Source organism: Chelatococcus sp. XZ-Ab1 (assembly GCF_029309855.1).
Lineage (GTDB): Bacteria > Pseudomonadota > Alphaproteobacteria > Rhizobiales > Beijerinckiaceae > Chelatococcus_A > Chelatococcus_A sambhunathii.
The window spans coordinates 168,407-191,643 of sequence record NZ_JARKII010000009.1 but is presented as its reverse complement, the minus strand read 5'-3'; the positions used below and the strand labels follow the sequence as shown (position 1 = coordinate 191,643).

The 23,237-nt window shown below is 67.1% G+C and carries 23 protein-coding genes, 1 tRNA gene and 2 pseudogenes; 14 read left to right on the top strand and 12 right to left on the bottom strand.

Annotated features, from left to right (window positions below; translation table 11 throughout):
- The 7 genes and pseudogenes from P2T65_RS15115 to P2T65_RS15085 all read left to right on the top strand — a co-directional run.
- Nucleotides 1–254: pseudogene (locus P2T65_RS15115) on the top strand (DNA cytosine methyltransferase); the annotation flags it as partial.
- Nucleotides 255–546: 292 nt separating this feature from the next.
- Complete coding sequence (locus tag P2T65_RS15110; RefSeq protein WP_276200090.1) at nt 547–972, top strand: hypothetical protein; 426 nt, start codon at nt 547–549, stop codon at nt 970–972.
- 12 nt (nt 973–984) lie between these two features.
- Nucleotides 985–1,890 carry a phage Gp37/Gp68 family protein gene (locus P2T65_RS15105; protein WP_276200089.1) on the top strand — a complete coding sequence of 302 codons (906 nt, stop codon included), beginning with the start codon at nt 985–987 and terminating at the stop codon, nt 1,888–1,890.
- A gap of 1 nt (nt 1,891) precedes the next feature.
- Complete coding sequence (locus P2T65_RS15100) at nt 1,892–2,782, top strand: hypothetical protein (protein ID WP_276200088.1); 891 nt, start codon at nt 1,892–1,894, stop codon at nt 2,780–2,782.
- A gap of 20 nt (nt 2,783–2,802) precedes the next feature.
- A complete protein-coding gene (locus P2T65_RS15095; RefSeq protein WP_276200087.1) occupies nt 2,803–3,828 on the top strand; it encodes a hypothetical protein in 1,026 nt (341 codons plus the stop codon).
- Complete coding sequence (locus P2T65_RS15090) at nt 3,821–4,291, top strand: thermonuclease family protein (protein WP_276200086.1); 471 nt, start codon at nt 3,821–3,823, stop codon at nt 4,289–4,291. The genes P2T65_RS15095 and P2T65_RS15090 overlap by 8 nt, the downstream gene beginning before the upstream one ends.
- Nucleotides 4,292–4,520: 229 nt before the next feature.
- Entirely contained in the window at nt 4,521–6,152 is a 1,632-nt protein-coding gene (locus P2T65_RS15085; RefSeq protein WP_276200097.1) for a recombinase family protein, read from the top strand.
- Here the strand turns inward: P2T65_RS15085 and P2T65_RS15080 are convergent.
- The 3 genes from P2T65_RS15080 to mnmA form a co-directional block, all read right to left on the bottom strand.
- A tRNA-Met gene (locus P2T65_RS15080) sits at nt 6,109–6,185 on the bottom strand. The genes P2T65_RS15085 and P2T65_RS15080 overlap by 44 nt on opposite strands.
- A gap of 159 nt (nt 6,186–6,344) precedes the next feature.
- Nucleotides 6,345–6,998 carry a class I SAM-dependent methyltransferase gene (locus tag P2T65_RS15075; protein ID WP_071924255.1) on the bottom strand — a complete coding sequence of 218 codons (654 nt, stop codon included), beginning with the start codon at nt 6,996–6,998 and terminating at the stop codon, nt 6,345–6,347.
- A 25-nt stretch (nt 6,999–7,023) separates the two neighbouring features.
- The gene (gene mnmA, locus P2T65_RS15070; protein ID WP_055460251.1) at nt 7,024–8,196 is read right to left on the bottom strand and encodes a tRNA 2-thiouridine(34) synthase MnmA; all 1,173 of its coding nucleotides are present in this window, start codon (nt 8,194–8,196) and stop codon (nt 7,024–7,026) included.
- Nucleotides 8,197–8,488: 292 nt separating this feature from the next.
- Here mnmA and P2T65_RS15065 point away from each other — a divergent pair, with 292 nt between their 5' ends.
- On the top strand, nt 8,489–8,764 hold the full coding sequence (locus P2T65_RS15065) for a DUF1153 domain-containing protein (RefSeq protein WP_026015031.1): 276 nt from the start codon (nt 8,489–8,491) through the stop codon (nt 8,762–8,764).
- 429 nt (nt 8,765–9,193) lie between these two features.
- A pseudogene (locus P2T65_RS15060) lies at nt 9,194–9,397 on the top strand (helix-turn-helix domain-containing protein); the annotation flags it as partial.
- 13 nt (nt 9,398–9,410) lie between these two features.
- Here P2T65_RS15060 and P2T65_RS15055 read toward each other — a convergent pair.
- Together P2T65_RS15055 and P2T65_RS15050 are read right to left on the bottom strand one after the other, a co-directional pair.
- Nucleotides 9,411–10,247, bottom strand: coding sequence for a class I SAM-dependent methyltransferase (locus P2T65_RS15055; protein WP_276200085.1), 837 nt, complete (start codon nt 10,245–10,247; stop codon nt 9,411–9,413).
- Complete coding sequence (locus P2T65_RS15050) at nt 10,247–11,248, bottom strand: lysylphosphatidylglycerol synthase domain-containing protein (RefSeq protein ID WP_055460248.1); 1,002 nt, start codon at nt 11,246–11,248, stop codon at nt 10,247–10,249. The genes P2T65_RS15055 and P2T65_RS15050 overlap by 1 nt, the downstream gene beginning before the upstream one ends.
- Before the next feature lie 233 nt (nt 11,249–11,481).
- On the opposite strand from P2T65_RS15050, the gene P2T65_RS15045 reads away from it, so the two are divergent.
- On the top strand, nt 11,482–12,081 hold the full coding sequence (locus tag P2T65_RS15045; RefSeq protein WP_055460247.1) for a GNAT family N-acetyltransferase: 600 nt from the start codon (nt 11,482–11,484) through the stop codon (nt 12,079–12,081).
- A 13-nt stretch (nt 12,082–12,094) separates the two neighbouring features.
- On the opposite strand, the gene P2T65_RS15040 is transcribed toward P2T65_RS15045, so the two are convergent.
- Nucleotides 12,095–12,463, bottom strand: a complete 369-nt coding sequence (locus P2T65_RS15040; protein ID WP_055460246.1) for a flagellar export protein FliJ — start codon at nt 12,461–12,463, stop codon at nt 12,095–12,097.
- A 621-nt stretch (nt 12,464–13,084) separates the two neighbouring features.
- Here P2T65_RS15040 and P2T65_RS15035 point away from each other — a divergent pair.
- The gene (locus P2T65_RS15035) at nt 13,085–13,786 is read left to right on the top strand and encodes a response regulator transcription factor (RefSeq protein ID WP_019401585.1); all 702 of its coding nucleotides are present in this window, start codon (nt 13,085–13,087) and stop codon (nt 13,784–13,786) included.
- A 120-nt stretch (nt 13,787–13,906) separates the two neighbouring features.
- Here the strand turns inward: P2T65_RS15035 and P2T65_RS15030 are convergent, their stop codons facing one another.
- The 6 genes from P2T65_RS15030 to P2T65_RS15005 form a co-directional block, all read right to left on the bottom strand.
- On the bottom strand, nt 13,907–14,740 hold the full coding sequence (locus P2T65_RS15030; RefSeq protein WP_055460245.1) for a protein-glutamate O-methyltransferase CheR: 834 nt from the start codon (nt 14,738–14,740) through the stop codon (nt 13,907–13,909).
- Nucleotides 14,733–15,773, bottom strand: a complete 1,041-nt coding sequence (gene cheB, locus P2T65_RS15025; protein WP_276200084.1) for a chemotaxis-specific protein-glutamate methyltransferase CheB — start codon at nt 15,771–15,773, stop codon at nt 14,733–14,735. The genes P2T65_RS15030 and cheB overlap by 8 nt, the downstream gene beginning before the upstream one ends.
- A gap of 81 nt (nt 15,774–15,854) precedes the next feature.
- Nucleotides 15,855–16,220: a response regulator gene (locus tag P2T65_RS15020; protein WP_055460243.1), complete on the bottom strand. Its 366-nt coding sequence runs from the start codon at nt 16,218–16,220 to the stop codon at nt 15,855–15,857.
- Between the two features lie 61 nt (nt 16,221–16,281).
- Nucleotides 16,282–16,770, bottom strand: a complete 489-nt coding sequence (locus tag P2T65_RS15015; RefSeq protein ID WP_055460242.1) for a chemotaxis protein CheW — start codon at nt 16,768–16,770, stop codon at nt 16,282–16,284.
- The gene (locus tag P2T65_RS15010) at nt 16,767–19,316 is read right to left on the bottom strand and encodes a hybrid sensor histidine kinase/response regulator (protein WP_055460241.1); all 2,550 of its coding nucleotides are present in this window, start codon (nt 19,314–19,316) and stop codon (nt 16,767–16,769) included. The genes P2T65_RS15015 and P2T65_RS15010 overlap by 4 nt, the downstream gene beginning before the upstream one ends.
- A gap of 135 nt (nt 19,317–19,451) precedes the next feature.
- Entirely contained in the window at nt 19,452–20,102 is a 651-nt protein-coding gene (locus P2T65_RS15005) for a histidine phosphotransferase family protein (RefSeq protein WP_063185443.1), read from the bottom strand.
- Nucleotides 20,103–20,294: 192 nt separating this feature from the next.
- Here P2T65_RS15005 and P2T65_RS15000 point away from each other — a divergent pair, with 192 nt between their 5' ends.
- The 3 genes from P2T65_RS15000 (at nt 20,295) to P2T65_RS14990 (ending at nt 23,222) form a co-directional block, all read left to right on the top strand.
- Nucleotides 20,295–21,143 carry a 3'(2'),5'-bisphosphate nucleotidase CysQ gene (locus tag P2T65_RS15000; protein ID WP_071924261.1) on the top strand — a complete coding sequence of 283 codons (849 nt, stop codon included), beginning with the start codon at nt 20,295–20,297 and terminating at the stop codon, nt 21,141–21,143.
- Between the two features lie 195 nt (nt 21,144–21,338).
- Nucleotides 21,339–21,929: a DUF1134 domain-containing protein gene (locus P2T65_RS14995; protein WP_082464864.1), complete on the top strand. Its 591-nt coding sequence runs from the start codon at nt 21,339–21,341 to the stop codon at nt 21,927–21,929.
- 126 nt (nt 21,930–22,055) lie between these two features.
- The gene (locus P2T65_RS14990) at nt 22,056–23,222 is read left to right on the top strand and encodes a hypothetical protein (RefSeq protein WP_055460238.1); all 1,167 of its coding nucleotides are present in this window, start codon (nt 22,056–22,058) and stop codon (nt 23,220–23,222) included.
- The last annotated feature ends 15 nt before the right edge of the window (nt 23,223–23,237 follow it).

The window sequence follows — 23,237 nt, the reverse complement described above, 5'->3', positions numbered from 1 at the left end:
CGCTGCAGAGCCTCGTAGATCCCGAGGAGGTCGGCACCTGGTGCCTCTCCGGCACCTCAGATAGCGCGTGGCGCGAGCACATCGGCAATGCCGTGCCGCCCGATGCCGCGCAGGCAATCGCCGAAGTAATGGGCCGGACGCTGCTGCTCGCCGAGATGGGCGAGACCTTCATGCTGAGCGCGGATCGCATCTGGGTCCGGCCGATCGAGGTCGCGCTCGCCGTCGACACGCCGGTGCCGGAGGTGAGGCCATGATCTGCGCCCGCTGCAACACCGACACCGTCCAATGGACCGGCAGCATCCTGGCACCGAGCGGGATCCGATGCACCGCCTGCGGCTGGAGCGCCTCGGGCCCGGCGCCCGAACCGGCACAGGACGAGGAGCCCGACGAGGGCGGCCCGTGCCCACATTGCCGGACCATCGGCCTCGAATGGCGCCAGGACGAAGAGATGGGCGGCTGCTCGTGCCATCGGGGACACGCCCCCTGCGGCTACTGCCTGAGCGCGCACCTCTATTGCTCCGAATGCGGATGGGAGGGCGAACGGCCATGAGCGACATCAAGACCATCCCTGATTTCTCGCCGCCGATTTGCACAAGCGATCACTGCCGGCACTACAGCTTCGATCTCGACGGGTTCCTCTCCGGCACCGGCCCGCGATGCGCCAAGGGGATCGACATCTCGGGACCGGGCGAAGCCAGTCCTTGCCTGCCGGCTGGCAGCCAGTTCCGCGCAAGGATCGATTGCCCACTGCGCGAGGACTACACCGATGAGGAGCGGGTTGCCTGGCGCGCATGGGTCGATGAAAGCCATGAGCGCGTCCGGATCGTCATGGCGGCGATCCCGAAGGGCCAGGGCGGCGTGATCAATTGCCCGGCCTGCAAGGTCGGCCGCGTTCATTGGTCCCGATCCCCGCGCAACGGCCACCTGCACGCCCAGTGCACGACCCCGAATTGCTTCTCGGTCATGCAGTAGAGGGCCGACGTCATGGCTTCCAACACCAAAATCGAATGGGCGCATCACACCTTCAATCCGTGGGTCGGTTGCACGGCCGTCTCGCCGGCCTGTGACCACTGCTACGCCGAAAGCTGGGCGAAGCGCACCGGGCAAGCACACCTCTGGAAAGGCGACCGCCGCCGGACGTCAGAGGCCAACTGGCGCCTGCCCCTGAAATGGAACCGACAGGCTGAAGCGGCCGGTATCCGATTTCGCGTGTTCTGCGCCAGCCTCGCCGACGTGTTCGACAACCAGGTCCCCCAAATCTGGCGCTCGGACCTGTTCGCCCTGATCGAGGACACACCGCACCTCGACTGGCTGCTTCTGACGAAGCGTCCGCAGAACATCCAGAAGATGATCTGGCCGAAATGGGATGCCGGACTGACCAGGAATATCTGGCTCGGCACGACTGCCGAAGACCAGCACGAGGCCAACCGTCGCATCCCGCATCTTCTGGAGGCGCCGGCGGCCGTGCGGTTCGTCTCGGCGGAGCCACTGCTCGGCGCGATCGACTTCGAGCCGTGGCTTGACCGGATCGACTGGGTCATCGTCGGCGGCGAGAGCGGCGCTGGCGCCAGGCCGATGCATCCCCACTGGGCCCGATCGATCCGCGACCAATGCGAGGCGGCGGGCACGGCGTTCTTCTTCAAGCAGTGGGGCGCGTGGGTGCCACACCGGCCGTGGACGGCGGAGACCATCACGGTTTGGCCCGATGGTTCCGTGGGCGCCGGGAACGCCAATGAGAACGGCGGAGGCGGCTGCGACATGCGGAAGGTCGCCAAGAACGCTGCCGGCCGCTTCCTCGACGGGCGCGAGCACAACGCCATGCCGGAGGCGCGGGTGGCCGTCTACGGCTTCCGGCCCGTCCTCGCGAACATCGACGCCATGGAGGGCTGAGATGGGATCGGAACCGTTCACGCTAGTTGCGCCTCCCGCCCCGAAGAAACCCCGCGTCCGCCGCGGCGGCTGGTCTTGGGGACCGGTCGAGGGTGCAAAGCTAAGGGCCCTATCGCTCGGAGGCGGCATCCAATCCACAACGCTGGCGCTGAAGGCCGCCCACGGCGAAATCGTGCCAATGCCAGATCTCGCCATCTATGCGCCCGTCAATGACGCTGAGGCCACCCGTGAGCATATCCGGTGGCTCGGGTCGGGGAATGTCCTGCCGTTTCCTGTCGTGTGGCTGGAGGAACCGGAGGTGCCACTACGCCAAGCAATAGAGAGGCGGGCGAAACAGTCCGGGCGCTATGTTTCTATTCCCGCGTTTCTCGACGGAGAAAAGCAGGGCCAAGACCGACGCCAATGCACACGTGAGTACAAAACAGACCGGCTGAATGCGAAGCAGCGTGAGCTGATGGGCTTCACACCCCGTCAACGCATCCCGGCCGGTTCCGCCGAAATATGGATCGGATACTCGACGGACGAGGTTGTTCGTGCCGGTGCCGCGTTCGAGAGATGGGCCGTCAATCGTTTCCCTCTACTCGAAGAGCGCATGTCGCTGCACGACTGCATTGCATGGCTTGCGAACCACGGATACCCGGTTCCTCCCCGTAGTAAATGCACCTTTTGCCCGTTCCGCACGAATGCTGAATGGCGGTGGCTTAAGGAGAACGAACCGGACGCTTGGGCCGACGCCATCGAAATCGATCGGCTTATCCGTGAGACGCCGGGCATGCGGGCCCGGAGCTACCTGCATTCCTCCCGCGCGCCGCTCGACCAGGTCGACCTTTCGACGGCGGAAGAGCGCGGCCAGGGCATGCTCATGGTCTGCGAAGCGGGGTGCGGCCTATGAGCGAGAACAGGAGCCCACCCATGACTGACATCGACACGAAAGAGCTGCGGCGGCTGATGGAGGAGGCAACGGCGGGGCCGGTGAAATGGTGGACGAGCAATTCGTGGCGGCGGCTGCGTCGAGATGATCGCGGCATCGCGCAGTCCATCGCAGAGCCCTATGTGGCTCGGGACGGACACCCTGACCTCGACATCAAACAGGCCGACATGGATTTCATTGCGGCGCTGTGGAACTCGGCCCCCGCCCTCCTCTCCGAAGCAGAGGAGGCAGCAAGGCTGAGGGAGGAACTCGCCGCCCTCCGCGCCGCGCCGACCGCTGAGCCGATGGCCTCGCCTAGGTGTCCAATGCACGGCTCCCCGGACAGCTTACCGGCGGAGTGCCCGTCTTGCGGGCGCGCGCTCCATACTGGCTGCGGCCTCTTTGACGGAGAGATTCCCCTCGCCGCCCCGCCTGTGGCTGGGCACGACATGAAAAGCCCGTTCATGTTCGACGGCCCTATTCACCGAGTATCGGCTAAGACAATGCCGCCCCTAGGCAGGGAGATGCCCACCGCCTCGTTGGCAGAAGGCGAATTGCCATCGTTTTCGGATGATATTGATATGGCCTGGACGGAGCTATGCCTAACCAAGCGCGACCACACGTCACCGACCGAGTACCCCGACATGCGCCTGATCACACGTGACGAACTTGCTGAGTTCATGTCGCGCAGGATGCCGCCCGCGCCGGCCGCTGAGCCGGTGATGTGGCGATTTCGATTTTTGAGCAACGGGGAGCCGGGCGGGTGGTATTTCACGATGGAGCCCCCTCGCGAGACGGGGAATAGATCGGCCGAGTATCAAGCCCTCTACACGGCCCCGCCTGTGGCTAATGGTAGGCGGGATCGCTACCGCCGTGCCGCCGAGTTCGCCGCCAAGATGGCGTGGCGTGAAGACCCGCCGAATGCCCATCAAAAGCTGACGGATAGCGAGCGGCTGTCCGCGATCAAGTACCACCCCGATATCAAGGCGCTCGCCGTCGCGCCCACGGAGGCGGGACGAGATGAGTGAGTGGCCGGATCCCGTCCCGCCGCGCGAAGTGCAGGAGCGCATGCGCACCGGCTGCCTCGTCGTGATCGCAGCCTGCCTGCTCGGGATCGTGCTGGCGCTACTCGTCGAACACGCCTGGGGCGCCGAACCGCCTATCGTCGCGGTCGACGGCGACACGATCTATCTCGGCGAGGAGAAGGTGCGCATCGTCGGCCTCGACGCGCCGGAGACCTACCAGGCGCGCTGTGACAGCGAGCGGCAGCGGGGCCACTCCGCCACCGCCTATCTGCGGCGCCTTCTCACCTCCGGCACCGTCACCTTCCGTCGGCAGGGCCGCGACCGGTACGGCCGGACGCTCGCCCGTGTCTATGTGGACGGCCGCGACGTCGCCGGCCTCATGATCCGCGCGGGCCATGCTGTGCCCTATGTTTGCCCACGCGGCCGCTGCCCAAGGCGCATCGACTGGTGCAGCGCCACCCCATGACCCTTCCCCACCTGCAAAGAAGAGCTCGCCAGATGTGCGGAGCGGAAAGGCCTCCCTTGAATGACGACGAAATCCACAGCGGCTCTGCCGCCGGGGACAACGTCTGGTCCATCCCTCGATCCCGAATTGCGCGCCAAGGCAAAGCCCGCTTTGATCAGGTTCGTGGAGGCGCTCGCCGATCGGCAAGCTCTGATCGACCACGAGGCGGCGCTAGGCAAGGGTAGCCCCAATGACCAGACACGCTCGAGGAACCCGCGCCGCCGTTTACGCCCGGTTCTCGACTGACCTTCAGCGCGACCGGTCCATCGACGATCAGGTCGCGCTCTGCCGTACCTTCGCCGAGCGCAACGGGTACGAAGTTGTCGCCACCTTCCACGATCGGGCGCGCTCCGGCGCATCCATATTCGGCCGGGACGGCTTGATGCGCCTGATAGAGGCCGCGCGTGCGCAGGCCTTCGACATACTGGTCGTCGAAGCCCTCGATCGTCTCTCGCGCGACCAGGAAGACCTCGCCGGCCTCTACAAGCGCCTCACGTTCCAAGGCGTGAAAATTATCGCCGTACACGACGGCGCGGCCGATCCGGTGCAGATCGGCGTGCGCGGCATGCTCGGAAGCCTTTATCTGCTCGACCTGGCGAACAAGGTGCGCCGCGGCATGGATGGTGTGATCCGCGACGGCCGCCACGCTGGCGGCCGCGCCTACGGCTATCGGCCGATCCCGGGCAAGCCCGGCGAGCTCGAGATCGTCCCGGAGGAGGCCGAGGTGGTGCGCCGCATCTTCAGCCTCTATCGCAATGGCACCTCGCCGCGTTCAATCGCCGCTATGCTCAATAAGGAAGGCGTTCCACCGCCGCGCGGCCGCGCCTGGAACGCCTCCACGATCAACGGCAACAAGGCGCGCGGACACGGCATTATCCAGAACCCGCTCTACCGCGGCCAGATCGTCTGGAACCGGGTCCGCATGGTGCTCGACCCGGACACGGGCAAGCGCATCTCGCGGGTCAATCCCGAATCGGAATGGCGCTATGCCGACGCTCCTCACCTGCGCATTGTTGAAGACGATGATGCGAAAGCGGCGCTGCGACGGAAGGAAGAGACGACGCGCGAAGGGACGCTGAAAGTGCCGAGGACCAAGCGGATGCTTTCCGGGCTGCTGGAGTGCGGATGCTGCGGCGGCGGTATGGCTATCGTGGGCCGGGATTTCAGTGGCCAGCGCATCCAATGCAGCACCTTTCGGGAGAGTTCGTCATGCACCAATGGTAGCCGTTACTACGTCGAGAAGATCGAGCGGATCGTGCTCGACGCGCTCCGGCAGCAGCTGGCTGACCCCGACCTCATCGCGGCCTATCTCCAGCGGTATCAGGCACAACGGCGCGCCTTGGCTTCGGAAGCGCGACGCGAGCGGGCGCGGATCGAGCGGCGCCTCGACGACGTCGAGGGCGCGATTAAGCGGCTGGTGGATGCGCTGGTCGACGGCACGGTCGAGAAAGACGACGTCGCCCCGCGGATGGCGGAACTCAAGGCCGAGCGCGAAGATCTGAAGAGGCAGATCGCGCTGGCGGGCGACAACAGCAACGTGGTCGAGCTCCATCCGACGGCGATCGAGCGCTACCGGCAGAACGTCGCCGAACTCGGGATGATCATGAGCGGCAGCGGAAACCCGCCTTGGGAGATCGTCCAGCCGCTGCGCGAAGTCGTCGACAGCGTCATCGTAATGCCGCGCGCTGCGCGCGAGCCTTACGAGATCCGGATCATGGGCGTTCTGAGCGCCCTGACAGGCCAGGAAATCTGGCCGGCCGAAGTTTCGGCTATAGCGGTGGTAGCGGAGGAGGGACTCGAACCCCCGACACGCGGATTATGATTCCGCTGCTCTAACCAGCTGAGCTACTCCGCCCCGTTCGGGCACGGCGCCTGACACCGTGCGGCGGGATATAAGGAGGTGGCGCGGCGGCTGTCAAGGAAGCTCGCGCGCTTTCCACGCATTGTGCAGCAGGCGGTGCGCCCTTGGATTGCCCGCCGGGAGAGACCCGCGGTGTCTCGCCTTCCCCGATGGTCAGGCAAACTTGCGCAGTTGCATGACCTTGAAGAAGCCGCCGGGGAAGACCGACTCGAGCGAGACGACTTCGGCCACCCCGCGCGAGCGCGCCCAGCGGGCGATGCGCTCCGCCTTGAAGGCCGAGCTCCAGCCCACCTTGCTGGCGAGCGGCGCCACCGCCTCCTCGAGGCTGGCGAGCGCGCCGCCGGCAGCACCGAAATGATTGGCGAGGACGATTTCGCCGCCCGGCCGCAGCACCCGCGCGAATTCGTCGAGCGCGGCCTCGGGATCGGGCACGAGGGTGATGACGAACTGCGAGACCACGGCATCGAAGGTCCCGTCCGGGAAGCCGAGGCGGCAGGCGTCCATCACCGCGAGCGCCTCGACCTGGCGAAGGCCGAGCCGGTCGACCTTCTGCTGCGCCCGCCGCAGCATGTGTTCGGACAGGTCGACGCCGGTCACCCGCGCGCTCGTCGGATAAGCCTCGAGCGACAGGCCGGTGCCCACGCCCACCTCGAGGATGTGTGTGCCGCAGGCGAGCGCAGCCGCAACCGCCCGCTGGCGCGCCGGCGCCGTCAGCTTGTCGTAGACCACATCGTAGACCGGCGCCCATCGCGCGTAGGCCTTGCGCATCGAGGCCGTATCAGGCCCCCGGATGTCGGCCGCTGCCATCGTCCCCCTCGTCGAACCGTCCGCGTCAGGCCGCCGCTCCCTCCCCGAGCGCTTCACGCATCGGCATCGGGCGCGTGGCGCGGATGGTGCCGCCGCCCAGCACCTGCGCCCGCCCATCTACACCATCGTAGATGACACAGGCTTGACCGGGTGCAACACCCTCCTCGGCGCTGGCCAGCACGATCTCCACACCTTCCGCATCGCGTCGCAGGAAGGCCGGGCAGGGCTGGCGCGTGGAGCGCACCCGCACGGCCACCTCCAGGCCCTCGGGCGGCAGCGCGTCGAGCGCCACCGGGCCAAGCCAGTTGACGTCGCGCAGCCTGATGCTCTCGGTGCCGAGCATCTCGCGCGGACCGACGATGACCCGGCCCTTCTCCGCATCGAGCTTGAGGACGAATAGCGGCTCGCCGACCGACAGGCCGAGGCCGCGCCGCTGGCCGACGGTGTAGTGGATGATGCCCTCGTGCCGGCCGAGCACCCGGCCGTCCACGTGCACGATGTCGCCGGGCGCCACGGCGCCGGGCTTCAGCCGCTCGATGATGTCGGTATAGCGCCCGTTGGGCACGAAGCAGATGTCTTGGCTGTCGGCCTTGTCGGCCACCGTGAGGCCGAATTCGTGGGCGAGCGCCCGCGTTTCGGTCTTTGCCATGTCCCCGAGCGGAAACCGCAGGAAATCGAGCTGCGCGGCTGTCGTCGCATAGAGGAAGTAGCTCTGGTCACGGTCCGGGTCGGCGGCGCGGAAGAGGCCGCGGCGGCCGTTCGCCAGAAGGCGGCTGGCCACGTAATGGCCGGTCGCCAGCACGTCGGCGCCGAGGTCGCGCGCCGTCTCCAGAAGATCGGCGAATTTCACCGACCGGTTGCACTCAACGCAGGGGATCGGTGTCTCGCCGGCGAGATAGCTCTCGGCGAAACGCTCGATCACGGCGTCACGGAAGCGCGATTCGTAATCGAGCACGTAATGGGCGATGCCGAGCCGCTCGGCCACCCGGCGCGCATCGTGGATGTCCTGGCCGGCGCAGCAGGCCCCCCGGCGGTGGACTGCGGCGCCGTGGTCGTAAAGCTGCAAGGTGATGCCGATGACATCGTAGCCGTCGCGCTTCATCATCGCGGCGACGACGGAGGAATCGACCCCGCCCGACATGGCGACGACCACGCGCGTCTCGGCGGGTGGCTTGGCGAGATCAAGGCTGTTGAGCATGGCTCATCCTCTCCTCCCCGCCCGGCAATGCGGGGGTGCAGCTGGCTTGGGCATACATATAATGCCCGACAAGCGCAGTAAAACCCGGTGTTCCCCTTAGGCGCGCCGTGTGTCGGCTTTGCGGCGGCGGACGTCTCGCTCTGCCAGGACCGGGCAATTCCTGCCGCCTTCGCAGCGTCGTGACGGCTTCATCGGCCAGGAAGCGTTGCAGCCTTTGCTTTAGGCAAATCTTAAATCACGCAGGTCTAAGCTCCCTCTCGACGTTGGTCAGTCGAGTTAGTGTGAGCGTATCATGACCGAACCCCAACGCCCGAGGGTGAAATACGTCATCGGGCCCGACGGCAGTCCATTGACGATTGCCGACCTGCCGCCGTCGTCCACCAAGCGCTGGGTCATCCGGCGCAAGGCGGAGGTCGTCGCCGCCGTACGCGGTGGCCTGCTGAGCCTCGACGAGGCTTGCCAGCGCTACACGCTGACGGTGGAGGAGTTCCTGAGCTGGCAGCAATCCATCGACCAGCACGGCCTCGCCGGCCTGCGGACGACGCGCATCCAGCACTACAGACAGTGAACCATCTCCGCCGGGTGGTGCGGTCTCCCGGACGCAACCTCGGAAAGACAAGGAAACGCCGGCCCAGGGGTCGGCGTTTCCGCTTCCGAAGCAACGGCAGGCGCCCTCGGTGACCGTTTTCCATCCGGACACGACAATTGTCGCGAGCTGTTTAACCGCTCCCTAACCATAAGCGCGAAAACATCCGCACGCACAGCGGCGGGGGCTTGCGGCTCGCGCCATCACGCACGGAGACGGCGGTATGGGAATGAAGCCCTCACGGCACGCAGGGTCGCTTCGGCAGGGATGGGCATATCGGCAGACATGGGCCTATCGGGGACATGGCCGGTTCGTTGTCGGACCTTCGCTGATGACGGCATGCGATGCCGGTGCGGCCCGATGAGCGATGCGACCCCACGGGAGTTCCCGCCCACCCTCCCCGCCGCGCTTGCGCTCGTCGGCCAGCCCATGGCCGTCGTCGAGCGGGAACTGATCCTCGCGACGCTCGTCCACTGCGGCGGCAACCGAACCCATGCCGCGCGCATGCTGGGCATCTCTATCCGCACCCTGCGCAACAAGCTCGCCGATTACACGGCCGCCGGCTTTGCCGTGCCGGAGGCCGGCAGCGGCATCGCGCGCAACGCTCCCGCCTGAACCAGCGGATTCCTCAGCGCTTGCGCAGCCACAGGCTCGTCTCGAAGGCACCGTCCACCAGCGGCAGCATGCCTGCGGCGCTCGCCGCAACCGCCCCTTCGAGGCGGGTTGCGGCGTAGTGGCTCGTGAAGACGATGTCATAGCCGCCGCCCTGTAACAGGGCTGCGACGAGCATCTGCTCGTTGTAGCCGCGCCAGCCCCACGCCTGCGGATAGGCGTCGGGCAGGAAGATGTCGTGCACATGCACGAGGACGCCGGCCGGCAGCCCCGGCAGGATGTCGAGGAACAGCCGGTCGACGTCGTTGCCCGGCATGGCGATGTGGCTCGAATCGATGAACAGGACGTCGCCCGCCGCCAATGGCGGAAAATCGTCGCTCTCCACATCCTCGACCACGACCGGCCGGTGCGTCACGGTAAGGGCTGTGATGTCGGCGCGCGGCGCCGGATCGATGCAGGTGATCGCGGTCGCGAGGCCGCCGTCCGCGACGGCACGGGCCATGAAGCGGGTGGAATGGCCGGAGCCGATCTCGACGATGCGCGTCGGCTTCTCGCGGCGCACGATGGCATAGGCCGCCGCCGCGTCGAGCCGGGGAAACCACATCTGCCGCCACCGCAGCCCCGCTCCCTCGGCCGGAATGGCGAAAAGCTCCGCCGCCACCGCGTCGATCGCCGCGAGCGTCGCCTCCATCGCCGGCTCGGCGGCCGCGAACAAAGGTTCGAGCGCGGCATAGGGTGCGGAGCGTGCCTCGCGGGCGTGCCGGTAGGGGATGAAATAGCCGCGGCGCGCAAGACCGGTGACGGTACCGAGACCGAAGGCGAGCCGGCGCAGGCGCGTGCGCAGCGCCGGCATCAGGACGCGCCGTCTCCCGAACGCGACGCGCCGGCCTTGCCGGTGCCGACCTTCGCCGTGACCCGCTCCTTGAGCGTGCGGGCGATGCGCGAGCGCTCGAACAGCACCACGACGACGATCGAGAAGGCGAGCGGGATCAGCAGGTAGAACAGCCGGAAGACGAGCAGCGCCGCGAGCACGTCCGCCGGATCCATGTCCGGCATCGCCTTGAGGAAGACGAATTCGAGCACCCCGAGGCCGCCGGGTGCGTGCGAGATGAGCGCCGCCGAAAAGGAGGCGAGGAAGACGCCGAGGACGACGAAATAGCCCGGGTTGCCGGCTTCCGGCAGCGCAAAATAGATGATGCCGGCGGCGCCGAGCAGCTCGAGCGGAGCCGCGAACAGCTGGCGCAGCGTGATGTTGAGCCGCGGATAGTAGATGGCGAAATTGCCGATCTTCAGCGGCTTGAACTCACGCCACGACCCGAGCACGTAGAGCGCAACGAAGGCGAGCATGGCTATGCCAGCGAGCCGCGACAACCATATGGGCGCGTCCTCGACGAGCCGGTTGACGATCTCCGGCTCACCGACGAGCACGAGCCCGCCGAGCAGGACACTGCCGAGACCGAAGGTGAAGGAGCACAGAGCGACGAGTACACCGACCTCGGCGAGGCTGAGCCCCATGGTGCCATAGGCCCTGAGGCGCACCATGGCGCCTGACAGCACCGAGGCGCCGATGTTGTGCGACAGCGCGTAAGTCGTGAAGGAGACGAGCGAGATGACAGCCCAGGATAGCTTCTTGCCAAGATGCAGGAGCGCTATGCGGTCGTACCAGGCCAGCGCACCATAGGCGATGATAGTGGACAGGCCGGCGAGCAGCCACTGCTTCGGCTGGATGGCGGCGATGCTGTCGAGCACCTCGCTGGCAGAAATGTCCTTCAGCTCCCGGTAAAGGAGCCAGACGGAAAAGACGACCGCAGCAAGGCCGATGACCGGCCAGACATACTCGAGCTTCTTCTTCATCGATCCTTGAGCTTCGCCCCTGCTGCCAAATGCTTCCGCAGTGCAGTCCCGGATGCACCGCGGGGTGCACTCTTCGCCAATCCCTGCCGGCATCTGTGCCCGACCGGGGGCGCGCCCGCAAGGCTTTCTTGACGCCAGGGCACCTTGTCGTGCAAGGGCTGGGACAGGCTCCCGCCACTGACTCCAGGGGCTGCGGCAAAAGGGCCCGATCAGGATCAGGAGAAGCGCCGGCCATGCTTTGCGACGGCTATACCGACATTCCCGCCGGCAAGCTCGCCACGGTCGTCACCTACCTCGAGATGACCGCGCCGCCGGCGGTCGGCAGGATGGGCAGCGTCGATTTGTCCCTGCTGAGGCTCGATGCACCGGATGTCGAGCATTATCTTGGGCTGTTCAGGACCGTCGGCGGACCGTGGCTGTGGGTCAGCCGCCTAGCAATGCCGATCCCGGAGGTGGCCCGGATCCTCGCCGATCCGGACGTCGAGGCCTATGCCGTCGTGCTCGCCGGCGAGGACGCCGGCCTGCTGGAGCTCGACTTCCGTGGCGGCGACGAGGCCGAGATCGTCTATTTCGGGCTCGTGGAAGCAGCCGTGGGCCGCGGCGCCGGGCGAGCGCTGATGCAGCTTGCCCTCGCCCGGGCGTGGTCTCGGCCGATCCGACGGCTGATGGTGCACACCTGCCATCTCGACCACCCCGGCGCCCTGCCCTTTTATGTCCGGATGGGGTTTCGTCCCTACAAGCGGGCCGTCGAGGTCATGGAAGACCCGCGTCTCGCCGGCCTGCTGCCGCCAGAGGCTGCGCCACACGTTCCGCTGATCGCGCCGCCGCGCTGAACCGCCGGCGCGTTCAGGCGTGGGCGACGATCTCGCGGTTGGAATCGCGAACCGCCTCGCGATCGTCGAGCAGTTCGACCTTGCGCAGTTCCTCCAGAGCCTCGTCGAGTTCGGCCCGGGCGTCGTCGAGCTGACCACGCAGTTCCTCGGCCGAGCGCACCAGGTTGTCGCGCCGCTGCGCCGCCGCCTTCGCATAGGTCGGATAGGCGAAATGAGCCGGATCGGTGATGCCGGCCCGCGCTTCCTCGGCTGCAATCTCGCGTGCCAGTTCGTCGGCCATGCGCGTGAACTCGGCCGACATGGTCTCGATCTGGTGGACCCTGCGGCGCTTCTCCTCCACATGGAAGCGCTTCAGGCGAATAAGCGTGTTCCGCGACTTCATCGCTTGTACTACTCCTCGACAAGCCGCCAAAGACGGGGGCACAGCCGCCGCAAAAAGGCCGCTGACCTGTCGAACCATCGCCGACGGAGGTTAGTTCTTCCTTACTCTCCGGCATTCGCCGCCGTGGCGACGGCGATGACATCGCCGTTGCGACATTCCTGCAACAGCGCAACCCGGAGAACCCCTGCGGGAGCGTCCGCAAGTGCGCGAGTTATCCAACGGGGGGCGAGGATGGACCCCCTCCTGTGGCGAGGATGGGCCCGTCAACCTTTCATTTACCGAGGTCGTTAAGACTGCGGCTACGTCGGCTCTGCCGGCAGCGCGGCCTGCCGTGTCGGAGCAAGCGAGTCACATGAATCACTTGCGCCGATTTCCTCATGCGTTGCGTTAACTGTGTAGAGACTGGAAACCGACTGCGATTCAATCTTTTACGTCGACTTTCACATGTTTCGACGAGAGGTTCTTGCAAGAGGGAATCAGTTTTTGTTAACCATTTGGGCGTAGCGTCGCGAGTCGGAACGAGTGGGAAGATCGGACGCCAGCACCGCGGCGTAACGCGGGCAGCGTCGGAAAGCCGGGACACCGCCAGCGCGGGCCTCGGGGCGAGGTTGGGGACCTGACATGCGCGTATTGCTCATCGAAGACGACAGCGCCACCGCGCAAAGCATCGAGCTCATGCTCAAGTCCGAGAATTTCAACGTCTACACGACCGATCTCGGCGAGGAGGGCGTGGATCTCGGCAAGCTCTACGACTACGACATCATTCTCCTCGACCTCAACCTGCCGGACATGTCCGGCTACGAAGTGCTGCGGAGCCTGCGTGTCGCCAAGGTCAAGACGCCGATCCTGATCCTGTCCGGCCTTGCGGGTATCGAGGACAAGGTCAAGGGTCTCGGCTTCGGCGCCGACGACTACCTGACCAAGCCCTTCCACAAGGATGAACTCGTCGCGCGCATCCACGCCATCGTGCGCCGCTCCAAGGGCCACGCCCAGTCGGTCATCACGACCGGCGACCTCGTGGTGAACCTGGACACCAAGACGGTGGAGGTGGCAGGCAACCGCGTGCATCTCACCGGCAAGGAGTACCAGATGCTGGAGCTCCTCTCCCTGCGCAAGGGCACCACGCTGACCAAGGAGATGTTCCTCAACCATCTCTACGGCGGCATGGACGAGCCGGAGCTCAAGATCATCGACGTCTTCATCTGCAAGCTGCGCAAGAAGCTCGCCAATGCCTCGAGCGGCAAGAACTACATCGAGACCGTCTGGGGCCGCGGCTATGTGCTGCGCGAGCCCGGCGAGATCGAGGAGCGCATCTCCGCCTGAGGCCGCCTCCCAACCGGCAAGAGGCGCCACGACAGAAAGCCCCGCATCGCGGGGCTTTTTTCTTGTCCACCTCTCACCATGGAGGCCGGCAGCGACGATGGCCCCTGCCGGCTGCCCCGTTCACGCGGCCCGGGTCGCGCCGCGCCGCCGCGGCACGTAGACGCCGCGCAGGGTGGGATGCATCTCCACCTCCTCGCCGAGGCCGATCACCGTCTCGGCCGCGCCGAGGAACAGGCAGCCGTCCGGCGCAATCTGCCGCCCGATCCGCGCCAGGATGTCCGCCTTCATCGCCATGTCGAAATACAGCAAGACGTTGCGGCAGAACACGACGTCGAACGTGCCCAGTGGCGCGAAGTCACGCATCAGGTTGAACGGCCGGAAGGTGATGCGCCCACGCAACTCTGGCGCGATCTGCCATTGATCGCCCGCTTGCGTGAAATAGCGCAGCAGGAGCTGGACGGGCAGGCCGCGCTGCACCTCGAACTGGCTGTAGAGCCCGGCGCGGGCTCGCTCAAGCGCCTGGGTGGAAAGGTCCGTCGCCAGGATCTCGATGCGCCAGCCGGCGAGCCGTTCGCCCATCTGATCGAGCATCATGGCGAGCGAATAGGGCTCCTGTCCGGTGGAGGCCGCGGCGCACCAGATGCGCAGCATCCGTGTGCTGGCCCGCGCCTCCAGAAGCCGGGGCAGGACGTCGTTGCGCAACGTGTCGAAGGGCGTCTTGTCGCGGAAGAAGAAGGTCTCGTTGGTCGTCATCGCCTCGACGACGGCCCGCTCGAGGTCCGCATCGCCGCCGGCCCGCAGCGCCCTCACCAGCGCCTCCAGCGTCTCGAAGCCCCGCGTGCGACCGAGCGGCTGCAGGCGGCTTTCGAGGAGATAGCGTTTTTCGGGCGTCAGCGCGAGGCCCGAGCGGGCGCGGATGAATGTGCACAGGTAATCGAAATCGGCGTCAGTCATCGGCGCCCCCCTCCATGAAAACGCAAATCGCCGGCGCGATGCGGTCGAGCGGCAGAATGGCGTGCGCCAGCCCTTCGCGCGCGATCGCACCCGGCATACCCCAGACAATGCTGGTAACCTCGTCCTGCACCACGATGGGCGCGCCGGCGGCCGCGAGGCTGCGCGCCCCGACAAGCCCGTCCCGGCCCATGCCCGTGAGCACGATGGCGAGCGCCGCGCCACCGTAGACGGCGGCCGCCGCCTCGAACAGGACATTGACGGACGGCCGGCAGACGTTGGTCGGCGGGCCATCATGGACGTGCAGGAGAATGTCGGCTCCCCGCCGGACGAGCCCCGTGTGCAGCCCGCCGGGCGCGACATGGATCACGCCTGGCCGCACAGCCTCGCCGTCGCGCGCTTCGCGCACCTCGCAGCCTGCGATGGCGGCGAGGTGCTCTGCAAAAACAGCCGTGAAAATCGGCGGCATGTGCTGCACCACGACAACCGGCAGGCGCGCGAGGACAGATGCCGGCAACTGGCCGATCAGGCGCATCATCGCCCGCGGGCCGCCGGTCGAGGCGCCCACAACAAGACAAGCCGGCCTCGTGGCAACGGAACGGGACGCGGCAAGGCGCGGAGGCCCGGCAGCGGCATCCGGATTCGCCCCACGCCCTGCGATCGCCCGGATCTTCTCGACGAGTTCGTTGCGAAAGGCAACAAGCGCCTCCGCATCCCCACGCGAAGAGGGCTTCGGCACGTAATCCGCCGCGCCGCGCGCCAAGCAGTGCAGCGAGATCTCCGCATTGCGTCGCGTAAGCGTCGAGACAACGAGAACGGCGACGCCGGGCCTCGCCGCGAGCAGCTCAGGCAGGGCGGTCAAACCGTCCATGTCCGGCATGTCGAGGTCGAGCACGATGACGTCAGGGTCGGCGCGCGCGACAAGGGCCAGCGCGACGCGGCCGGTCTCGGCCTCGGCCACCACGTCGATGCCAGGCTCCTCGCTCAGCCAGCGCAGCGCAAGGGCGCGCGCAACGGCCGAATCGTCGACGACCATGACCCGTATCACGATACCGCCCCCGCCGATGCCTCTGGCGCGGATCGGCCACAGCCGGCCCTGCCGCCCTTGCGCAGCGCCTTAGACCAGCCCGACTTCCTGAAACTTCGCTTCCACGATGTCCTTGTCGAAGGGCTTCATGATGTATTCGTCGGCACCGGCTTGCAGGGCCTTGGCGATATGGGCGACGTCGTTCTCTGTAGTGCAAAAGATGACCTTCGGACGATCACCACCGGGCAACTGGCGCAGCGCCTTGAGGAACTCGTAGCCGTCCATCACGGGCATGTTCCAGTCGAGCAGCACGGCCTCGGGCATGGCCTGCTGGCATCGGGCGAGGGCCTGGGCCCCATCTTCGGCCTCACTCACCTCGAAGGCGAGCGCCTCGAGGATGCGGCGCGCCACCTTGCGAATGACCGCCGAGTCGTCGACGACAAGACAATGCTTCATGCTGCGAGACTCCCAGTCAACGCTCGATCATATTCGGCCAGGGCGGCATAGGGGACAAAGATCAACTGGCCCCTCCCTCCCCATCGAAGGCAAGCACCGCATCCACATCGAGCACGACGAGTAGGCGGTCGTCCAGCCTGTGGATGTGCGACGCCAGGGATGCCCAGCGGCCGCCGAGATGGGGCGGTCTGGGCTCGCGCGTCTCGGCCGGCACGCGCAACACCTCACCCACCCCGTCGACGATCAGGCCAAAGCTCTCATCGCCCTGTTCCAGGCCGACGGCCATCACGGTCCCCCCCGCCCCCTCCTCACGTGCCGGCAGACCCAAGCGGCGGCGCATGCACACGGCTGTGACGACGCGGCCCCTGAGGTTCACGAGCCCCCGGATCTCGGGCGGCGCGAGCGGGACGGGCGTCAGCCCACCGACGACGAACACATCGCGCACCCGGTCGATCGGAATGCCGAATAGCTGCTCGCCAACCGTCACCGTGACATACTGGATGCCATCGTCGACGGCGCTGGCGCTGATGGCGGGATCGATCGCGCTCATGCCGCCGCTCCATAACCATCGACGGTCGCCGCCAGCGCCGCAAGCAGGCCGCCGCGGTCGAACTTCGCCACGAATTCCACCCCGCTGTAGCGCCTCGCCCGCTCGACGATGGCCGGGCTGATATAGGACGACAGAGCGATCACCGGCAGATGCCGCGTGCGCTGGTCGATCCGCATGCTCTCGATGAGATCGAAGCCCGTTTTTCCGGGCATTTCTATGTCGCTCACCACCACATCGATGACACGTTGCGAGGCAAGCACCTCGAGCGCCTCGTCGACGCTGCTGGCAAGCACCAGGCGATAGCCGGCCGCCTTGAGAACCGGGGCCAGCATGCCGCGGAAGAAGTCGGAATCGTCGACGAGCAGAACGGTGCGCACCGGGGCATTGGGCAGCGCCGCCCGGCGCAGCCAGTCCTCGTGCGCGAGCGGCAGGAAATGCGCGATATTGAGGAGTTCCGTCGCCTGCCCACGCACCACGGCCGAACCGACGAGGTCCGGACGCTGCGGTACCGGATCGATGGCAAGCCGCTCGTCCACGATGTCGACGATCTCGTCGACGATCAGCCCCATGGCCCGCTCGGCATCGGAGAAGACGAGGATCGGCTGCATCCCCTCCTTGCGGATCACCAGCCGCTCGCTGGCTGTAACGAGTGGCATTAGGCGGCCACGGTACTGAACGAAGGGGCGGTCGCCGATCCACTCGATCCTCGTCGCATCGATCTCTTCGAGCCGCGTGACGAGGGAGAGTTGCACCGCTTTCTGCCCGGGCCCGCCGGCGCGGAAGACGAGCAGCGCCGTGGCCTCGACCTCCTCCTCCCGCGTCTCCTCCATGTCCGCCAGGGCATCGGCAAAGGCCGCCGCATCGACCCCCTGCGCGCCGAGCATGCGCGACACGCCGTTGGGATCGATGATGAGGACCACGGCCCCGTCACCCAGGATGGTGTTGCCGGAGAACACCTGCAGATGCCGTAGCTTGCGCGACATCGGCTTGACCACGATCTCCTCGGTATGGAAGACGCCTTCGACGAGCAGCCCGAAGCGCTGCCGCCCGACCTGGATGACGACGATGAAGCCGTCGTCATCCTCTTTCGTACCGGCGCGGCCGAGGAGGCGCGCAAGGGACATCACCGGCAATAGCCGCTCGCGCAACCTGAGCACGGGCGCGCCGTTGACCGTCTCGACTCGTTGCTCGGCACCGGGCCGCACGCGCACCAGCTCGAGCACAGCCATCTGGGGAATGGCAAAGCGCTGGTCGCCGACGCTGACGATGAGCGCCGCGATGATGGCCAGTGTGAGCGGGATCTTCACAGTGAAGATCGTGCCGCGTCCGGGCTCGGAATGAATGTCGATGACGCCGCCGATGAGTTCGATGTTGGTCTTGACGACATCCATGCCGACGCCACGCCCCGACACCGCAGTCACCGCTTCGGCCGTCGAGAAGCCGGGATGGAAGATGAACTTGGCGGCCTGCGCCTCGCTCATGCGCTCCACCTCGGCAGCCGGCGCGAGCCCACGGGCGATCGCCTTGGCCTTGATGGCTGGAAGGTCGAGGCCGCGTCCGTCGTCGGCGATCTCGATCGTGATGGTTCCGCCTTCGTGATAGGCGTCGAGGCGAATGGTGCCGCGCTCCGGCTTGCCCAGCGCCCGCCGCTCGGCAGGACTCTCGAGCCCGTGGTCCGCAGCGTTGCGCACCATGTGCGTCAGCGGATCCTTGATGATGTCGAGCACCTGACGGTCGAGCTCGGTGTCGGCGCCGCGCATGACGAGATCGATCGGCTTGCCGAGCTCGGCCGAGAGGTCGCGCACGAGCCGCGGCATCTTCTGCCAGGCCGTACCGATGGGCTGCATGCGGGTCTTCATGACGCTTTCCTGCAGCTCCGCCGTTACGTGCGACAGGCGCTGCAGCGGCACATTGAAGGTGTTGTCCTCATGCCGGCGGGCGATATCGAGCAGTTGATTGCGCGTCAGGACGAGTTCCGAGACCATGGTCATCAAATGCTCGAGCGTGTTCACCGCCACGCGGATGGTCTGCTGCCGGCCGCCCGCGGCATCCGCGCTTTCGGCGGCGACCGCGCCCTGCTGCGACGGCGCGGAGCTCCCCTCACCGGGGGGCTGCACATCCGGCTCGTCGAAGGCGACGAGGATGGCAGGATCGATGCCGCGCCGCCCGGGACCGCCGCTGGAGCGCTCGAGGGGAAGGATGAGGTCGTCGTCGCGACCCGGCGGCTCGACCGAGGTGCGCTCGAGCTCGGTGATGATGTGCTTGATCCGGTCGATCGTCGCCAGGATCAGCGTGACATCGCGGCTCGTGACCGCCTGCTCGCCGTCGCGGAAGCGCCCCATCAGCGTTTCTGCGGCGTGGGCGAGCGCCTCGAGCCGCGGCAGGCCCAGGAAGCCGCAGGTGCCCTTGATGGTGTGAACGAGGCGGAAGATGTTGCGGAGGATGGCGCTGTCGTTTGGGTTGCGCTCGAAGCGCACGAGTTCCATGTCGACGGTGTCGAGATACTCGCTCGTCTCCGTCAGGAACTCGCGCAGCAGTTCATCCATGACGCACACCCGAAAAGCGCGCGCGCGGCCAATGGCGGCCGCCCACGCCTCTGCGATCCGAGGGGCAGTGTCAGGGCTAAGAGTTTAAGTTAGGTTGAAATCCCGCGCCATCCTGCACGGATGACGCGCAGGTGCTCAGTCACCAGCCGGGCCGGCCTTGATCAGCACGGTGTCGTCCACAAGCGAGAAGCGCGCGTCCATGCCCGCCGCCCGCGCCACGAGCCCGGTGTAGAACGGCTGGATCGCATGCGCATCGACGCTGCCGCCTTCCGCCTTGCCCGCGAGCAACTGCTCCGCATGGGTCGGAATGCGCGCACTCACGCCCTTGGCGGCGATGGTGAAGCGCGCATCGTCGCCGTCCACCTCGGCGTCGACCGTGATGGAGCCGCCGCGCGGGATCGCGTTGGTGGCGAGGAGAATGAGGTTGAGCAGCAGCTTGACCTTGTTCTTCGGCAGGAGCAGGCGCGGCACGTTCCAGATGAGTGCGACCTTGTCGTCCTGGATGAAGCCCTTGGCGACGTTCTCCGCGTCGCCGAGATCGATCGAGGCTCCGGCGGAGCCGGCCGCGCCGAAGGCAAGGCGCGCGAACTGCAACCGGGCCGAGGCTTGCCGGGCGCTCTTCTTGATGAGGTCGAGCGCGAATTCCTGCATCGCCGCATCGTTCTCGTCCTCGAGCACTTCAAGCCCGTTGACGATGGCGCCCACCGGGCTGATGACGTCGTGGCACACGCGGCTGCACAGGAGAGCGGCGAGATCGAGCGCATCGAGCGTAACGGCGGCGGTCATGGCGGCTCCGCGAAAGGGGCTAACGCGAGGTGGATGCACCCCGGAACGGGGCGCGAACGATTTTCGGTGATACACTGCTTCGCGCGGGGCCGGAAGCCCCGACAAGACCTAGAAGAGCGCCCCGTGCGCAGCTTGCAATTCGTTGCCATTTTGCGCACAACCGCCCCTGTTCGCCATGACCCAGCGCCTCTGATGCCGTCCTTCCCTGCCGACGCCGACGCCCTCGCCTTGACCCTCGCCGCCATTGCCCACGGTGCCGGCGCGCGGATCCTCGAAAGCCGTGCCCAGGGTTTCGCCACCCGCACCAAGGACGACGGCAGCCCCTGCTCGGACGCCGACATCGCGGCGGAGACCTTCATCTCGGGCGCGCTTGCCCGCGCCTTCCCGCACGTGAGCGTGATCTCGGAGGAGAGCGCCGATGCTGCGGCGCCTCTGGGCGAGGGGCAGGCCTTCTTCCTCGTCGATCCGCTCGACGGCACGCGCGATTTCGTGGCCGGCGGATCGGAATTCACGGTTAACATCGCTGCCGTCGTCGCGGGCCGCCCGATCGCCGGCGTCATCCATACGCCCGCGGACGGCCGTTTCTGGATTGGCGGCGCAGCAGCCTACGCGACAACCGCGCCTGCCGGCGGCCCACCGCCAGCGCGACATAATCTGCGCCCTATCCGCACCCGGCCAGCCTCGCGCGAGGGGTTGACGGCGCTGGCCAGCGCCCGCCACGGCGATCCGGAAACGGACCGTTTCCTCGCCGCCCTTGCCCCGCGCGAGCGGCGCAGCGCTTCCTCGGCCCTCAAGTTCTGTCTCATCGCCGCGGGCGAGGCGGACGTCTACCCCCGCTTCGGACGTACCATGCAGTGGGACGTCGCCGCGGGCGATGCGCTCGTCAGCGCGGCAGGTGGCCTCGTGACGACGCCGGACGGCGTGCGCCTTACCTACGGCAACACGACGGGCGGCTTCGCCAACGGCCCTTTCATCGCCTGGGGCGACCCGGCACTTGCCCGCGACGCCGCACCGATCGCCGCAGCAGGCCGCAGGCCCTGAGCGCGCTGCCTTCGCACCGACATTTTTGGCGCAGAGCGTATCGTTCGCGATTCGCTGCCACAATACCTCGCAGAAGGGCTGCCGGAGCGATCCTTGCGGGAAACGAACGGCCTTTCGCCTCCGTTTAGCAATCTCGTTAACGATTTGTGCGCCATGATGGGAAGCGGGCGGGCTTAAGTGAATGGAGTATTGCTGATGCGAGCCAGCTGGAAAGCGGCCTGGCGTGCCGCCATGACGATCGTCGCGGCACTCCTTCTCGTGGCGCCCGGTGTCGCACTCGCCCAGGGCGCGCCGGCACGGCAGGACACGTTCTCGCCCCAGGAACTCGTCCAATCGGGCCACAAGGCCTTCGGCAACGTCTCGCGCGGGCTCGCGCTGACGATCGAGGAAGCCGTACGCCGCTGGGGCGAGCCCAATGGCTACATCGTCGGCCAGGAGGCGTCGGGCGCCTTCGTCGGCGGCCTGCGCTACGGCGAGGGCGTGCTCTACACCCGCAATGCCGGCGATCAGCGCGTGTTCTGGCAGGGCCCCTCGGTGGGCTTCGACTTCGGCGGAGACGGCGCGCGCACCATGATGCTCGTCTACAATCTGCCGACGGTGAACGCGCTGTTCCAGCGCTTTGCCGGCGTCAACGGCTCGGCCTATCTGGTCGCCGGCTTCGGCATGACGGCATTGAATGCCAACGGCATCACCATTGTCCCGATCCGCACCGGCGTCGGCGCCCGCCTCGGCCTCAACCTCGGCTACCTGAAGTTCACGCCCGAAGCGACGTGGAATCCCTTCTGAGCGTCCAGCCGCAGCGGTTCGCTCGACGGAGGCCTGACTGGAAAGAGCGGCAGAGGCGTGCCATTTTCAGGAAAAGCCGGCCTCGGGGCGGGCCGGTCGCAACGGGCGTGAAGGGGAAGCGGGGCCGTGATCGAAGCGCTGATGATCTTCGCGCTCGGGTTCCTCGCGGCCACGCTCCTGGCGGTCGTCGTGCTTCCCGCCGTAAACCGCCGGGCCGAGCGCCTGATCCGCCGGCGACTCGAAGCACAGTTTCCCCTGTCGATCGCGGAGCTGACGGCCGAGAAGGACCACCTGCGGGCCGAGTTCGCCGTGGCGCTGCGCCGTCTCGAGCAACAGCTCGAACGGGCGCGGAACCGGCATGCGTCGGCGCTCGCGGACATCGGCCGGCGAACGGCGGAACTGAAGCAGCTCGAGGATGAAGGCGCGACCCTCGCCGCCACCATCGCCGATCTCGAAAGCCGCCTCGCGGAAACCCTCGCCACGCTGGAGGCGACGCGCGAGGAAGCGGCGCGGCTCGAGGCGGCTCTCAAGGAGACGACCGACAGGCTCGGCGCCCGCGACGAGGCCTACCGCGCGCTCGATGCGGCCCACAAGGATGCGCTGATCGACATCGATACGAAACGCATCGCCGTGGCGGGCCTCGAAACACAGCTCGCCAACCATAGCGATCGTATCGCCGATCTCGAGCAAACACTCGCCGCCACGCGGGCCGATCTCGCCGCCGCGCAGGCCGGCCTTGCCGAGCGCGACCAACTGCTCGAGAGCGCACGCACGCATGAGGAGGTGCTGTCGGCCCGCATCCGCTCGCTCGACGAGATGCGCCGCGAGCAGGCGACACGCATCGAGGTGCTGGAGGCGAGCGAGGTCGATTATGCCGCGCGCCTGACCGAGGCATCGGCCGCCGCCTCGCGGCGCGAGAACGTCGTCGCCGAGCGCGATGCGGATCTGGCCCATGCGCACGATCTCATCGCTAAGCTCCGGGCCGAGGCGGCAGCGGCTGACGAGAGGGGGCGGTCGACTGTCCGCGCCTTGGAAGAGGAGGTCGAACTGATGCGCGCCGAGAAACTGTCGCTCGAAGGGGCGTTGCAGCAGGCCCGCGCCGACCGGGCCCGCCTGCAGCGGGAACTCAACCGCCTGCAACGCGACATTCGCAAGCTGCCGGCTGAAGTGGACGATGATGCCTCGCTGCTGCAGCGCATCGACCAGCTGGCCGACGCGATCATGGCAGCTCCGCAGCCCGAGCCCGACCGGCCGGATGAGGAGAAGAAGCCGGTCGCGCGCCAGACGGCGTGAGGCCGTTTCCGCGGG

What these genes read in the sequence shown, in the direction of transcription:
- P2T65_RS15110 (WP_276200090.1), top strand. Translation starts at nt 547, where the DNA reads ATGAGCGACATCAAGACCATCCCTGATTTCTCGCCGCCGATTTGCACA.
- P2T65_RS15105 (WP_276200089.1), top strand. Translation starts at nt 985, where the DNA reads ATGGCTTCCAACACCAAAATCGAATGGGCGCATCACACCTTCAATCCG.
- P2T65_RS15100 (WP_276200088.1), top strand. Translation starts at nt 1,892, where the DNA reads ATGGGATCGGAACCGTTCACGCTAGTTGCGCCTCCCGCCCCGAAGAAA.
- P2T65_RS15095 (WP_276200087.1), top strand. Translation starts at nt 2,803, where the DNA reads ATGACTGACATCGACACGAAAGAGCTGCGGCGGCTGATGGAGGAGGCA.
- P2T65_RS15090 (WP_276200086.1), top strand. Translation starts at nt 3,821, where the DNA reads ATGAGTGAGTGGCCGGATCCCGTCCCGCCGCGCGAAGTGCAGGAGCGC.
- P2T65_RS15085 (WP_276200097.1), top strand. Translation starts at nt 4,521, where the DNA reads ATGACCAGACACGCTCGAGGAACCCGCGCCGCCGTTTACGCCCGGTTC.
- P2T65_RS15075 (WP_071924255.1), bottom strand. Translation starts at nt 6,998, where the DNA reads ATGGCAGCGGCCGACATCCGGGGGCCTGATACGGCCTCGATGCGCAAG.
- mnmA (WP_055460251.1), bottom strand. Translation starts at nt 8,196, where the DNA reads ATGCTCAACAGCCTTGATCTCGCCAAGCCACCCGCCGAGACGCGCGTG.
- P2T65_RS15065 (WP_026015031.1), top strand. Translation starts at nt 8,489, where the DNA reads ATGACCGAACCCCAACGCCCGAGGGTGAAATACGTCATCGGGCCCGAC.
- P2T65_RS15055 (WP_276200085.1), bottom strand. Translation starts at nt 10,247, where the DNA reads ATGCCGGCGCTGCGCACGCGCCTGCGCCGGCTCGCCTTCGGTCTCGGT.
- P2T65_RS15050 (WP_055460248.1), bottom strand. Translation starts at nt 11,248, where the DNA reads ATGAAGAAGAAGCTCGAGTATGTCTGGCCGGTCATCGGCCTTGCTGCG.
- P2T65_RS15045 (WP_055460247.1), top strand. Translation starts at nt 11,482, where the DNA reads ATGCTTTGCGACGGCTATACCGACATTCCCGCCGGCAAGCTCGCCACG.
- P2T65_RS15040 (WP_055460246.1), bottom strand. Translation starts at nt 12,463, where the DNA reads ATGAAGTCGCGGAACACGCTTATTCGCCTGAAGCGCTTCCATGTGGAG.
- P2T65_RS15035 (WP_019401585.1), top strand. Translation starts at nt 13,085, where the DNA reads ATGCGCGTATTGCTCATCGAAGACGACAGCGCCACCGCGCAAAGCATC.
- P2T65_RS15030 (WP_055460245.1), bottom strand. Translation starts at nt 14,740, where the DNA reads ATGACTGACGCCGATTTCGATTACCTGTGCACATTCATCCGCGCCCGC.
- cheB (WP_276200084.1), bottom strand. Translation starts at nt 15,773, where the DNA reads ATGGTCGTCGACGATTCGGCCGTTGCGCGCGCCCTTGCGCTGCGCTGG.
- P2T65_RS15020 (WP_055460243.1), bottom strand. Translation starts at nt 16,220, where the DNA reads ATGAAGCATTGTCTTGTCGTCGACGACTCGGCGGTCATTCGCAAGGTG.
- P2T65_RS15015 (WP_055460242.1), bottom strand. Translation starts at nt 16,770, where the DNA reads ATGAGCGCGATCGATCCCGCCATCAGCGCCAGCGCCGTCGACGATGGC.
- P2T65_RS15010 (WP_055460241.1), bottom strand. Translation starts at nt 19,316, where the DNA reads ATGGATGAACTGCTGCGCGAGTTCCTGACGGAGACGAGCGAGTATCTC.
- P2T65_RS15005 (WP_063185443.1), bottom strand. Translation starts at nt 20,102, where the DNA reads ATGACCGCCGCCGTTACGCTCGATGCGCTCGATCTCGCCGCTCTCCTG.
- P2T65_RS15000 (WP_071924261.1), top strand. Translation starts at nt 20,295, where the DNA reads ATGCCGTCCTTCCCTGCCGACGCCGACGCCCTCGCCTTGACCCTCGCC.
- P2T65_RS14995 (WP_082464864.1), top strand. Translation starts at nt 21,339, where the DNA reads ATGCGAGCCAGCTGGAAAGCGGCCTGGCGTGCCGCCATGACGATCGTC.